This window comes from Thioclava sp. PTB-PU3-1, from assembly GCF_055666785.1.
On sequence record NZ_JBVNVL010000001.1, the window covers coordinates 357,512 to 371,146 of the forward strand.

Annotated in this window: 9 protein-coding genes; 4 read left to right on the top strand and 5 right to left on the bottom strand. The window is 65.3% G+C overall.

Annotation, left to right across the window (positions count from 1 at the left end; translation table 11 throughout):
* Positions 1-172 precede the first annotated feature (172 nt).
* From ACZ7GB_RS01725 to ACZ7GB_RS01735, 3 genes are all read left to right on the top strand, one after another.
* Positions 173-1,540, top strand: coding sequence for an HPP family protein (locus ACZ7GB_RS01725; protein WP_472157441.1), 1,368 nt, complete (start codon positions 173-175; stop codon positions 1,538-1,540).
* Positions 1,541-1,801: 261 nt separating this feature from the next.
* Positions 1,802-4,120 (top strand): ATP-dependent Clp protease ATP-binding subunit ClpA, encoded by a 2,319-nt coding sequence (clpA, locus tag ACZ7GB_RS01730; protein WP_078519409.1) that lies wholly within the window; start codon positions 1,802-1,804, stop codon positions 4,118-4,120.
* 56 nt (positions 4,121-4,176) lie between these two features.
* Entirely contained in the window at positions 4,177-5,100 is a 924-nt protein-coding gene (locus tag ACZ7GB_RS01735; RefSeq protein ID WP_472157443.1) for a M23 family metallopeptidase, read from the top strand.
* Positions 5,101-5,103: 3 nt separating this feature from the next.
* Here ACZ7GB_RS01735 and ACZ7GB_RS01740 read toward each other — a convergent pair whose 3' ends face one another.
* Positions 5,104-6,984 (bottom strand): cation:proton antiporter, encoded by a 1,881-nt coding sequence (locus ACZ7GB_RS01740; RefSeq protein WP_472157445.1) that lies wholly within the window; start codon positions 6,982-6,984, stop codon positions 5,104-5,106.
* Between the two features lie 284 nt (positions 6,985-7,268).
* On the opposite strand from ACZ7GB_RS01740, the gene ACZ7GB_RS01745 reads away from it, so the two are divergent.
* The gene (locus ACZ7GB_RS01745; protein WP_472157447.1) at positions 7,269-8,852 is read left to right on the top strand and encodes a DEAD/DEAH box helicase; all 1,584 of its coding nucleotides are present in this window, start codon (positions 7,269-7,271) and stop codon (positions 8,850-8,852) included.
* A gap of 134 nt (positions 8,853-8,986) precedes the next feature.
* On the opposite strand, the gene ACZ7GB_RS01750 is transcribed toward ACZ7GB_RS01745, so the two are convergent.
* Genes ACZ7GB_RS01750 through nuoN form a run of 4 tightly spaced genes read right to left on the bottom strand, consistent with a single transcriptional unit; the run spans position 8,987 to position 13,631 of the window.
* Positions 8,987-10,609 carry a ribonuclease J gene (locus tag ACZ7GB_RS01750; RefSeq protein WP_472157901.1) on the bottom strand — a complete coding sequence of 541 codons (1,623 nt, stop codon included), beginning with the start codon at positions 10,607-10,609 and terminating at the stop codon, positions 8,987-8,989.
* A 47-nt stretch (positions 10,610-10,656) separates the two neighbouring features.
* A complete protein-coding gene (locus tag ACZ7GB_RS01755; RefSeq protein WP_078599292.1) occupies positions 10,657-11,433 on the bottom strand; it encodes a type III pantothenate kinase in 777 nt (258 codons plus the stop codon).
* A 16-nt stretch (positions 11,434-11,449) separates the two neighbouring features.
* The gene (locus tag ACZ7GB_RS01760) at positions 11,450-12,202 is read right to left on the bottom strand and encodes a biotin--[acetyl-CoA-carboxylase] ligase (RefSeq protein ID WP_281480088.1); all 753 of its coding nucleotides are present in this window, start codon (positions 12,200-12,202) and stop codon (positions 11,450-11,452) included.
* Positions 12,192-13,631 (bottom strand): NADH-quinone oxidoreductase subunit NuoN, encoded by a 1,440-nt coding sequence (gene nuoN / locus ACZ7GB_RS01765; protein WP_078519416.1) that lies wholly within the window; start codon positions 13,629-13,631, stop codon positions 12,192-12,194. The genes ACZ7GB_RS01760 and nuoN overlap by 11 nt, the downstream gene beginning before the upstream one ends.
* Positions 13,632-13,635 lie beyond the last annotated feature (4 nt).

The window sequence follows — 13,635 nt, forward strand, 5'->3', positions numbered from 1 at the left end:
GCGCCGCACCATAGAGGCACCGCGCATGATGGCAAGGTGCCAGACGCCCTTGCAGTCGTCACCCAGCCCCGAACCGGCGACGCCGCGCCGCTGCGCCCTCGCCGCCCCCGCGCTTGCATCCGCGCGTGGCAGGCGCGATACCTGTTTCACCTTTTCCGACCCTAGCGAACCGATGCCGATCTCACACCTGCCCAAGAATGTCCGCCGCCAGTTGCGCCGCTTCGGCCCCTCCATGGGGCGCAGGCCCGCGGTCGACATTCTGCGCGGCGCGGTCGGTGCGGGGGTAGCGATCCTCGTCGTGACCTTCATCGTGGCCACCCTGCCCCATTCGCGTCAGGCCGGGATTTACCTCGTCTCCAGCTTCGCCTCGATGGCGGTGCTGTTGTTCGTTTTGCCGAATTCGCCTCTGGCGCAGCCATGGTCCGCGATGATGGGGATGATGATCTCCGCCGTGGTGCCGGTCGCGGTGCTGATGGTGACGCCGCCGCCCTATGCGGACGGGCTGGCGGTCGGCGGGTCGATCGCGGCGATGATGGCCGCGCGCGCTCTGCACCCGCCAGCGGCCGGGATCGCGCTGCTGGTGGTGCTGGAACATGAGGCCGGGCGACGGCTCGGCTTCGATTTCGCAATTTTCCCGATCGCGGTGATGACCGTGCTGATGATCGGTTTCGCAATGCTCTGGAACCGGCTGTTCGGCATTTCCTACCCGACGCGTCCGCTTGCTTATTCCCCGGCCCATGTCGGACGCGCCCGCGGCCCCGCCCGCTCGCTCAGCCAGCGCGACCTGTCGAACCTTCTGGTCGAGTTCAACCAATCGGCCAATATGGACCCGGCCGATCTGGCGCGGCTGATGGCGGTGGCCGAACACCGCGCCGCCGAGTCGCTTCTCGCCGATACGCATGTGCGCGATCTGATGACGCAGAACCCCGTCACCGTCAGCCCCGAAGCGCCGCTGTCGGAGATCGTGCGCAAGATGACCGCGCTCAACGTGCACACGCTGCCGGTGGTCGACAATTCCGGCTATTACCTCGGCGTGGTCGATCAGCACGACGCGCTGGAGGAACTGTTCAAGGAATTCGACATCCTGCGCCGCCCGCTGCGCTTTCGCGCGGCGCCCCCTGAGGCCGAGGTCCGCGCGATCTTCCATACCGATATCGAGACGGTCGAGGGCGACACGCCGGTGGGCGAATTGCTCGAACGGCTGGCCCGGCGCGAGGCGCGCGTCGTGCCGGTGACCGAAAGCGGACGGCTCGTCGGGATCCTGACCCGGACCGACATCATGGCGCTGCTGCTGGAACATTCGCCTGCCGCCCATACCGAGGCGGAGCTCGACGAGGAAGTCTACGACGACGAAGAGGAGCCCTCGTCCAAATCGACACCCGCCGCGAGCGCCGAAGACACCCCTGAGCGCGCGGGCAACACTGACCCCGAAGAGGCCGAACTGGCCGCGGAATTGCACCAGAGCACCGCGCGCCGTCCGCCGGTCTATGAGGACACGCAATACGACACCGCTGAAAGCCGCGGCGAGTCGCCCAAGTAACCGGCAATACGCTTGAACGCGCGAAAACCCTCCCCATATGGGAGAGGTCACACGCAACCCCCCAAGATATTGCGCGCCTCATCGGTATCCCTGCACCGTCGCGCCCGTTAAATGACCGTTTTTTCCGCACGAATCGGAGTCCGGTCGGATTTTGGGCATGAAAAGACTTGAAGCGCGGCGATTTCCACCGAACTTTAATCTTATAGGGCAACACTAGGCTGGGTATCCTCCCGCGCCGCCCTCCGAGGAAAGGAGCAGATAATGCCGTCGTTTTCCAATACGCTCGAACAGGCAATCCACGGGGCGCTGGCGCTCGCCAATGCCCGAAAGCATGAACTCGCGACGCTAGAACACCTGCTCCTCGCCTTGATCGACGAGCCGGACGCCGCGCGGGTGATGAAGGCCTGCGCCGTCGATACCGACGAATTGCGCCAGACCTTGGTGGAGTTCATCGACGATGAGCTGTCCACCCTCGTGACCGAAATCGAAGGCTCGGAAGCTGTGCCGACCGCCGCCTTCCAGCGCGTGATCCAGCGCGCGGCCATCCATGTCCAAAGCTCGGGCCGCTCGGAAGTGACCGGGGCCAATGTGCTCGTCGCGATCTTCGCGGAGCGCGAAAGCAACGCCGCCTATTTCCTGCAAGAGCAGGATATGACCCGCTACGACGCGGTGAACTTCATCGCGCATGGCGTGGCGAAGGACCCCGAGTTCGGCGAAACGCGCCCGGTGTCGGGTGCCGAGGAAGAGGCCAAAGCCGAAGGTGCGACCCAGGCCGAAGCCAAGGATTCCGCGCTCGAGAAATACTGCGTGAACCTCAACGCGAAATCCGAGAAGGGCGATGTCGACCCGCTGATCGGGCGCGAGCACGAGGTGGAGCGCTGCATTCAGGTGCTTTGCCGCCGTCGCAAGAACAACCCGCTTCTGGTGGGCGATCCCGGCGTGGGCAAGACCGCGATCGCGGAAGGCCTCGCGCTGAAGATCACGCGCGGCGAAACCCCGGAGATCCTCGCCAATTCGACGATCTACTCGCTCGATATGGGCGCGCTGCTCGCGGGCACCCGTTATCGCGGCGACTTCGAGGAGCGTCTGAAGGCTGTCGTGAAGGAGCTCGAAGAGCATCCCGACGCGATCCTCTTCATCGACGAAATCCATACCGTGATCGGTGCTGGCGCGACCTCGGGTGGCGCGATGGATGCGTCCAACCTCCTGAAGCCCGCGCTTCAGGGCGGCAAGCTGCGCACCATGGGCTCCACCACCTACAAGGAGTTCCGCCAGCACTTCGAGAAGGACCGCGCGCTGAGCCGCCGGTTCCAGAAGATCGACGTGAACGAGCCGTCGGTGCCGGATTCCATCAAGATCCTGATGGGTCTGAAGCCCTATTTCGAGAAGCACCACGACATCCGCTACACCAATGACGCCATCAAGACGGCGGTGGAACTGTCGGCGCGCTATGTCCATGACCGCAAGCTGCCTGACAAGGCGATCGACGTGATCGACGAGGCGGGCGCGGCCCAGCATCTCGTGGCCGAAAGCAAGCGGCGCAAGACCATCGGCCCGAAAGAGATCGAGGCGGTCGTCGCCAAGATCGCGCGGATCCCGCCGAAATCGGTCTCGAAGGACGATGCCGAGGTGCTCAAGGATCTCGAGAAGTCCCTCAAGCGCGTCGTGTTCGGTCAGGACAAGGCGATCGAAACGCTCTCCTCCGCGATCAAGCTGGCCCGTGCGGGTCTGCGCGAGCCGGAGAAGCCGATCGGCAACTACCTCTTCGCGGGTCCGACCGGCGTCGGCAAGACCGAGGTCGCCAAGCAGCTCGCCGATACGCTCGGCGTGGAACTGATGCGCTTCGACATGTCGGAATACATGGAGAAGCACGCGGTCTCGCGTCTGATCGGTGCGCCTCCAGGCTATGTCGGCTTCGATCAGGGCGGCATGCTGACCGACAGCGTCGACCAGCACCCGCATTGCGTGCTGCTCTTGGACGAGATCGAAAAGGCGCACCCGGATGTCTACAACATCCTGCTGCAGGTGATGGATCACGGGAAGCTCACCGACCATAACGGCCGGACCGTCGACTTCCGCAATGTGATCCTGATCATGACCTCGAATGCGGGCGCCGCCGAACAGGCGAAGACCGCAATCGGCTTCGGGCGCGATCGGCGCGAGGGCGAGGATACGGCCGCGATCGAGCGGACCTTCACGCCCGAGTTCCGCAACCGTCTGGACGCGGTGGTCAGCTTCGCGCCGCTGCCGCGCGAGGTGATCTTGCAGGTGGTCGACAAGTTCGTGCTGCAACTCGAAGCGCAGCTGATCGACCGCAACGTCCACATCGAGCTCACCCCGGCCGCCGCGAACTGGCTCGCCGAGAAGGGCTACGACGACAAGATGGGCGCGCGTCCGCTGGGCCGGGTCATTCAGGAGCATATCAAGAAGCCGCTCGCCGAAGAGCTGCTCTTCGGGAAGCTCACCAAGGGCGGCGTCGCCAAGGTCTCGATCAAGGACGACAAGATCGTCATCAAGGTCGAGGAACCGGGCAAGAAGCGGATTTCCGGCTCCAAGCCGCGCCTGCTGACCGCCGAATGATCTAGACCGTGCTCCGCGCGGTGTTGATAAGCCTTCTCGTCCCGGCCATGCCCTGCATGGCCGGGACTTTTCTATCCGACGCGCCGAAGCTGCAGATGCCGGTCGACTGCACGCTTGGCCAAGACTGCTACATCCAGAACTACGTCGACCGCGACCCCGGCTCCGGTGTGCGCGATGCGGGTTGCGGCGGACTGTCCTATGACGGCCACAAGGGCACCGATTTCGCGCTGCTGACCGAAGCGCAGATGAAAGCGGGCGTGCAGGTGATGGCCGCCGCCCCGGGCCGTGTCGTCGCCACCCGAGACGGAGAGCCCGACGGGGCTTATGCCAGCGGAAAGACAGTCGCGGGCAAGGAATGCGGAAACGGGATCATCATCGATCTCGGCAATGGCTGGCAGTCCCAATATTGCCATCTGCGCGAAGGCTCCATTGCCGTGAATCGGGGCAACCGGATCAAGGCGGGCGCCCCGCTCGGCCTCGTCGGACAATCGGGCCAAGCGGAATTCCCGCATCTGCATCTCTCGCTGCGCCACGAGGACACCGTAGTTGACCCGTTCGACCCTGACATGCAGGACGCCTGCGCCAGCGATGCGACGCAAACGCTCTGGACCGCCCCGATCACCTATCGGCCGAGCGGTTGGCTCGAGGCCGGGCTCACCGCCACCGTGCCACGCTTCGAGACAATCCTAGCTGGCGCGCCCCTGCCCCCGCCCAGCGACACCGCACCCGCGCTTATCTTGTGGGGCTACGGCTTCGGCCTGCGAACTGGGGACACGATCGGGTTCGAGATCACCGGCCCGGACGGGATCAGCATCAGGACGACCAGCGAGGTCGACGCGTCAAAAGCCCGGTTCTTCCGCTATGTCGGCAAGAAAGCCCCGCCGGGCGGATGGCCGAAGGGGCGCTACGACGGCCAGATCACGCTCAGCCGCGACGGCGCGGTGATCGCCCGTCGAACCCTCACCGCCCGGATCGACTAGCCCTCACGGAATCCGCGCGGCAGGCCCCGGCTGACCCGAGGGCTTCTCCCCGGCCTTGGCCTTCTGCGTGGTCTCTTCCTCGAAGGCCTCGGGCGGCAGGAGCGAAATCAACCGCCCGCCCGGCTCGACCTTCATTTCGGCCGGATCGATCACGAAGCGCAGATCCCCGCTTTTCGCCACGACCATCACGGGCTTCGCCTTGGGCCGTTTCTCACGCCACTGGGTCAGCGTGTATTCCTCGGTGATCCGGGTGACGCGGAAACGCCATCCCTCGGACAGCAGCTTCTCCCAATTCTCCAGCGTCCGCCCCTCGCCAAAGCGCCGCCCGCCCAGTTGCGTCGGCAGCGCGTGACGCTCGCGGTCGTCCTTCTGGCGCGGCACCTGCCAGACCTTGTCGCGGCCCAGCTCGGGCGCGAGATCGGTCGCGACGAGCGTGTTGTAGGCGTCGTTATCTGTGGCGGCGAGCAGGGTCGAATAGGCCATCAGCTCGACCTTGTCCTCCGCCGCCTCGCCCAGAATGTCGCCGTAGAAGGTCTTGAGCCCATTGGCGCGCGGGCGGATCAAATGGGCGTGGTTCGGGTCGGTGATCAGCACCGGCACCTCGGCCTTGTTCAGCGTCTCGGCCAGCGCCGTGGTGAAGCGCGAGCCGCCCACGATCAGCAGGCCCGGCTTGTCGGCATTGGCGAGCCCCAGCTTCCGCGCGAGCGGCGCCAGCGTGAAGCCGTGCACGATCACCGTCACCAGCACCAGCACGAAGGCCAGCGGCCCGATCCGCAACCCGTCCGCGACGCCGATCTCGGCCAGACGCTGCCCGAAGAGGCCCGCCACCGCGACCAGCACCACCCCGCGCGGGCCGGTAAAGGCGATCAGCAACCGCTCGTTGCGCGGCAGTGCTGTCCCGATCAGCGAAATCAGCACCGTCAGCGGCCGCGCCACCAGCACCACGAGAATAATGAAGAGGAGCGCGTGCCAGTCGAGCGCGGCGAGCTGGTCGATCTCGATATTCGCGGCGAGCAGGATGAACACGCCCGAGACCAGCAAGACCGTCGCATGTTCCTTGAAACGGCGCAGTTCCTCGTAGGACGGCAGGTCGGCATTGCCGATCACCAGCCCCATCACGGTGACCGCCAGCAGCCCGCTTTCATGCAGCACGTGATCCGTCACCGCGAAGGTACCCAGAAGCGTCGCGAAGAGCACCGGCACCTTCATGAATTCCGGCACCCAGCCGCGCGAGAAGCTGCGCGCGATGCCCCAGCCGACAGCGCCACCGATCGCGGCCGCAAACCCGATACCGAGCGCGAGATGCCACACCGCCTCGCCCATCGGCAGATTGGAGCGCAGCGTGAACACCACCTCGAAGGCCAGAACCGCCGCCAGCGCGCCGATCGGATCGTTCACGATCGCTTCCCATTGCAGCAGCCGTGCGGGGCGGCGGGCGAGTTTCGCCGTGCGCAGAAGCGGCGCGATCACCGTGGGGCCGGTGACGACCATGATGCCGCCGAAAACAGCCGCGCTTTCCCAGCTGAGCCCCGCGCCCCAAACGAGCGCGAGCACCGATAGGAACCAACCCAGAGGTGCGCCGATGAAGACCAGCCGCCGTACGCCGGTTTTCGCGTCGCCCAAGCGGTGGAAATCGAGAGAAAAGCCCCCCTCGAACAGGATCACCGCCACGGCGAGCGCGATCAGAGGGCTCAGCAAGTCGCCAAAATCCCGGCTCGGGTTCAAAAGCCCCGTCGCGGGCCCCGCGATGAGCCCTGCGACCAGCATGATCACGATGGCGGGCAGGCGCAGGCGCCAGGCCAGCCATTGCGCCCCAACACCGCACACACCCACCAGCGCAAAGGCCAATACCGGGCCGAGACCCGCCGATTCCGCGATTGCCATACCTGTCCCTCGTCACGCTTCGGGATCAAACCCCGTTCAGGAGGTCAGGTTCCGTGCCCTTTTGCAAGAGGCCGAATATCGCGCAGGACCGCGCTATGTTCCGCGCGCAGCCCCGGGTCACCCCCTGAAAAGATTGACCTTTGCGTCGCAATCCGGTAGGGCGCAGTCAAGCTCCGTAATCCGGCGGAGCTTCTCCTGGGCGCCCGGTTCCTAAAGCGCCCGATAGCGGCCCCGCCCGATGCGGGTCGCGACAGGACGCGATCAAAGGTAAACCAAGGAAACCCATGACTAAATTCACCGATCTGAAGCTGGACCCGAAAGTCCTTTCCGCCGTTGTCGACGCTGGCTACGAAGAGCCCACGCCCATTCAGGCTGGCGCCATTCCGCCCGCGCTCGAAGGCAAGGACGTGCTCGGCATCGCGCAGACCGGGACCGGCAAAACCGCCAGCTTCACCCTGCCGATGCTGACGCTGCTGCGCCGGGGCCGCGCCCGCGCCCGGATGCCGCGCTCGCTCGTGCTCTGCCCGACGCGCGAACTGGCAGCCCAGGTCGCCGAGAACTTCGACCTCTACGCCAAGAACACCAAGCTGACCCGCGCGCTGCTGATCGGCGGCGTGTCGTTCGGCGAGCAGGACAAGCTGATCGACAAGGGCGTCGACGTGCTGATCGCGACGCCGGGCCGCCTGCTCGACCATTTCGAGCGTGGCAAGCTGATCCTGACCGACGTGAAGGTCATGGTCGTCGACGAGGCCGACCGGATGCTCGACATGGGCTTCATCCCGGATATCGAGCGCATCTTCCAGCTGACGCCCTTCACGCGCCAGACGCTGTTCTTCTCGGCCACGATGGCCCCTGAGATCGAGCGGATCACCAACACCTTCCTGCATGCGCCGACGCGGGTCGAAGTTGCGCGTCAGGCGACCACCGGTGCGAACATCACCCAGAAGCTGATCCAGATCGAACCGGCGCGCCGCGACCAGACGGCCAAGGCCAAGCGCGAATTGCTGCGCGCGGTGATCTCGGCCGAGGGCGAGGCCTGCACCAACGCGATCGTCTTCTGTAACCGCAAGGTCGATGTCGATATCGTCGCCAAGAGCCTGCAGAAATACGGCTTCGACGCCGCCCCGATCCATGGCGATCTCGACCAGAGCCAGCGCACGCGCACGCTCGAGAATTTCCGCGATGGCAAGCTCAAGCTGCTGATCGCCTCCGACGTGGCCGCGCGCGGTCTCGACGTGCCCTCGGTGAGCCATGTCTTCAACTACGACCTGCCGATGCATGCCGAGGATTACGTCCACCGGATCGGCCGCACGGGTCGCGCGGGCCGCAAGGGCACGGCGATCTCGATCGCTGTGCCGTCGGACGAGAAGTTCCTCGGTCAGATCGAAAGCCTCGTCGAACAGGAAATCCCGCGCGCCGAGCCGCCGGAAGATTTCGAGCTGTCCGAAGGTGCGAAGCAACCGGCGCGCAAGCGCGAAGACGCCAAGGGCGGTCGTTCGCGCGGCGGACGCAGCCGGGATCGTGGCGGGCGTGGGTCGAAACGCGAACATCACAGCGAAGAGGCGCAGCAGCCGCAAAGCGCCGCACCGCAGGAGCAGCAGGAGCAAGAGCAGGCACCCAAGAAGGTCGAGGCTCAGCCCGAAGAGGTCCGCGGCGAGGCCCCCGAGGCCACGAGCGCTCCGAAGCCGCAATCGCGCAGCCAATCTTCCGACGAGGGCGGCAATGCCCGCCGGTCGCGCGGTGGCCGCAACCGCCGCGAGCGCGACAACGAAGTCGTGGGCATGGGCGATCACGTTCCGGACTTCCTCACCGTCTCCTTCCGCCCCGGCGCGGTTGAGGAGACCGCCGAGGACAAAGCGGACAGCTGACGCTTTCGTATTGGTAAAAATATCCCCGCCGGAGGCTTCCTCCGGCGGGGTTTTCTTTGTCTTTAGGGATGGCGCGCGCCCCTGCCCGCCTGCGCCTAGGGCGATCCGCGCCCTTCAGGGGCGCGGAGCCGCGCTCACTCGGACAGGCGGCTGGTGACGACGATCACTTCGGGCTTCTTGCCGATCTCTTCCATCGAGACCTGACGCGCGATGCGACGCAGGCCCTCGTCGATCTTGTCGTCATTTTTGAGGATTTTGATCGAAGCGCGTTCGAGATATTGCGTCATCTCGTCTTCGATCGTCTCGGCCAGCGGCGCGCCCGAGCGGCCCAGTTTCGGCAGGCCGTTCAGCTCGACCCAGGGCTCGCCCAGCGGCTGGTCTTCCTCGTCGAGGATCAGGGTCACGAGGCACAGCCCGTTCAGCGCCATACGCATCCGGTCCCGCACCACGCCATCCATCGCGCCGATCTGCACCGAACCGTCGAGGTAAGTGCGGCCCGCTTCGATATATTCGACGACTTTCGGCGTCTTGCCGGTCAGGTCGATCATCGTGCCGTTCGTCGCGACTTCTGACGCGATGCCCTTATCCGAAGCCAGCTTCGCGTGCTCGCGCAGGTGACGGTGCTCGCCATGCATCGGGATCAGCATCTTCGGCGCGAGCAGTTCATGGACGGCTTCCAGATCGGGGCGGTTCGCGTGGCCCGAGACGTGATAGAGCCCGCCGTGATCGTCCACCACATCGACGCCCATCTCGGAGAACGCATTCATGATGCGGATCACGCCGCGCTCGTTGCCCGGAATGGTCTTCGAGGAGAACAGGAATGTGTCGCCCTCTTTCAGCTCGAGACCCAGATATTTGCCACGGCTCAGCTGGGCCGAGGCCGCGCGGCGCTCGCCCTGAGAGCCGGTCACGATCAGCATCAGGTTCTGACGCGGCACGTCACTCGCCTCTTCCGCCGAGATCGTGCCGGGCATGCCCTTGAGCACCCCGGTTTCCTCGGCGACCGAGACCATACGCTTCATCGCACGGCCCAGCAGGCAGACGGAGCGCCCCGCGGCCTTGCCCGCCTCGGCGAGCGTCTTCAGGCGCGCGACGTTCGAGGCGAAGGTTGTCGCGACGACCATGCCGGTCTGTGCGCGGATCAGTTCCGAGATCGGCTCGGCCAGCGTGGCCTCCGACCGGCCCGGCAGCGGCGAGAAGACATTCGTGGAATCGCTCACCAGAACCTTCACACCGTCGCCCTCTTTGGCGATGGCATGCCACATCTCGGGCTCGAAGGGCTCGCCCACGATTGGATTGCCGTCGAGCTTGAAATCGCCCGTATGGACGACGCGGCCCGCGGGCGTGTCGATGATGAGGCCGGAGCTCTCGGGGATCGAGTGCGAGATCGGCACGAACTGCACCTTGAAGGGACCGGCTTCGATCACCTTCGGGCGCGGCTCGACGATCTGGATCGTCTCGGGCGGGATCCCCGCCTCTTCCAGCTTCAGCTGACCGATGCGGCCGGTGAAGGCCCGCGCATAGACCGGCTTGCGCAGCTTGTTCCAGACATGGGGCAGCGCGCCGATATGGTCTTCATGGGCGTGGGTGATAAAGATCGCGTCGATCCGGTCGGCATTCGCTTCCAGCCATTCGAGATCGGCGAAGATCAGATCGACGCCGGGCGTGCCGTCCATATCCGGGAAAGTCACGCCCAGATCGACAACGATCAGCCGCTCTTTCCCCTCTGGGCCGTAGCCGTACACATAGGCGTTCATGCCAATTTCGCCGGCACCGCCGAGGGGGAGGTAGATCAGTCTGTCACTCACGCGGGAAGATCCTTGTTATAGTCGTTGAGGAGGCGAAGGCCGTGCATGGTAAGGTCGTAATCCACACTGTCAAAGAGGTCAAAGCCCTGCGAGAACAGTTCGGCCAGACCGCCGGTCGCGATGACTTTCATCGGCCGGTCGCGTTCGAGCCGGATTTGGCGCACGACGCCTTCGACGAGGCCGATATAGCCCCAGAAAACGCCCGATTGGATACAGGCGACGGTATTCGTGCCGATGGCCTTTTCGGGCATCGTCACATCGACATGAGGTAGGGCGGCGGCGGAGGCGTGCAACGCCTCCAGCGAGAGGTTCACGCCGGGCGCGATCACGCCGCCGATATAGGCCCCGTCGGAGGCCACCACGTCGAAGGTGGTCGCAGTGCCGAAATCGACGACGACGATATCGCCGCCATGCCGGTCATAGCCCGCCACCGTGTTCACGAGGCGATCCGGCCCCACGGTCGTGCCCGGATCGACGCGCGGCTCGACCGGGAGACGGCATTCGGGCTTGCCCACCACCAGCGGGCGGCAGTTGAAATACCGGTTCGACAGGACCCGCAGGTTGAACACGACGCGCGGCACGGTCGACGAGATGATCACCTCGGTGATCTCGCCGGCGATCTCCTGCACGCGCATCATGCCCGACAGCCAGAGGAAATATTCGTCCGCCGTGCGCTGGTGATTGGTCTCCATCCGCCATGTGGCGACGAAATCCGTCCCGTCCCAGACCGAAAAGACCGTATTGGTGTTACCGCAGTCGATGCAGAGAAGCATGGCTCCCCCTTTCCGCTCAGAAAAAGATATCCGCTGCCGAGATGGCGCGACGGCCCTCGGGCGTGGTCAGGATAAGCGCCCCGGTCTCGTCGATGGTCTCGAAGGTGCCACGATAGGTCTCGTTGCCGACCCGGGCGGTGATCTCCTCGCCCAGACGCGCCGCGCGGGCGAGCCACGCATTGCGGATCGCGTCGAAGCCGTAATCGCGGAATTGCCGGTCGTAGTGATCGAAGGCCTGCGCCAGCATCGGCAGGAAGTCGACCGGGGCGATCTGCATCCCGGTCTCGCCAATCAGGCTGACCGGGGCCATCGCCTCGGGCTCGACCTCGCTGCGGTCGGGCGCCTGCGCGAGGTTCACCCCGATGCCGATCGCGATCTGCTCTCCGCCCCGCAGGCTCTCCAGCAGGATACCCGCGATCTTGCCACCGCTCAGCAGCACGTCATTGGGCCATTTGATCGTGAGCCGTGCATGCGGGCCCCCGACATGGGCGAGCGCCGCCTCGAGCGCCAGAGCCGCGACGAAGGAATAGAGCGCCGCCTGCCCCAGTCCGCCCTCGGGCCGCATCACCAGCGTCGCCGAGAAATTGCCCGTGGGCGCGCGCCAGGCACGCCCGCGCCGACCGCGGGCCGCGGTCTGCTCATGCGCGAAGATCCACGCTGAACCGGAGAGGCCCGGCGCTAGCCGGGCCGCTTCATCCATGGTGCTATCGACCGAGGGCAGGACGTGTCGCGCCACACCCTCGGGCCAGTCATCGCGCTCAGTTGACAAGAGCCGCCGCCGCAGCCTGGGCCGCGCCCTCGATGCCGAAGAGGTTGAAGATACCGAGCAGCATTGCCAGCGCGGAGACCATCAGAAGCCCCCATTGAATCGCGGGCATCCGGTTGTCCAGCGGGTCCGTCTCCTTGCCGAAATACATGTAAAACACGATCCGCAGGTAGTAGAAGGCCGCCACGACCGAGGCGATCACGCCCAGCAGCACGAGCCAGATATAGCCCGCATGCAGCGCCGCCTGCAGCACCGCGAACTTGGCGAAGAAGCCCAGGAACGGCGGCACGCCCGCGAGCGAGAACAGCAGTACCAGCATCGCCAGCGCCTTGGTCGGATCCTGACGGGCATATTGGTTCAGCGACTTGATATCGGTCACCGGCTGGCCGTCACGCTCCATCGAGAGCATGAAGGCGAAGACGCCGACATTCATCGTCACGTAGATCGCCATATAGGTCAGCATCGCCTGCACGCCCTCGGCAGTGCCCGCCGAGAGGCCCAGCAGCACGAAGCCCATATGGGTGATCGAGGAATAGGCCATCAGGCGTTTGATGTTGGTCTGACCGATCGCCGCGACCGAGCCCCAGACCATCGACAGGCCCGCAAGCAGCGCGAGGATCTGGCCCCATTCCGCCGGCACCTGACCGAAGGCGTCGAAGACGAGCCGTGCGATCAGCGCCATCGCGGCGATTTTCGGCGCGGTGGCGAAGAACGCGGTGACCGGCGTGGGCGAGCCTTCATAGACGTCGGGCGTCCACATGTGGAACGGCACCGCCGAGACCTTGAAGGCGAGACCGGCGATCAGGAAAACCATGCCGAACAGCAGGCCGATCGGCAGGTGACCTTCTTGAACCACCCCGATGATACCCGCGAATTGCGTGGTGCCCGCGAAGCCGTAGGTCAGCGAGGCGCCGTAGAGCAGAATGCCCGAGGACAGCGCGCCGAGCACGAAGTACTTCAGACCCGCTTCCGAGCTTTTCTCGCTCTCGCGGCGCAGCGCGGCCACGATGTAGAGCGCGAGCGATTGCAGCTCGAGGCCCATATAGAGCGACATCAGGTTGCCCGCCGAGACCATCATCATCATACCGATGACGGCCAGCGTCGCGAGGATCGGGTATTCGAAGCGCAGCAACCCGCGGCGCTGCATGTAATCGGTGCCCATCGCGAGAACCAGCGCAGCCGAGACAAGGATCATCACCTTGGTGAAGCGCGAGAACGCATCGTCGATGAAGAGGCCGCCGAAGGCCTCATGCGACCCTACCTCGGCCAGACCGATCCAGGCCGCGATCACCAGCATGACGCCGGAGGTGATCCACAGCAGGGTCGGCGCAAGCTTGTCCTTGCCGAACCACACACCCGCGAGCAGCGCCACCATCGCGTAGACGGCGAGCAAAAACTCCGGAAGGACGATCGAGAAATCCGCAGAAGTCATCCCT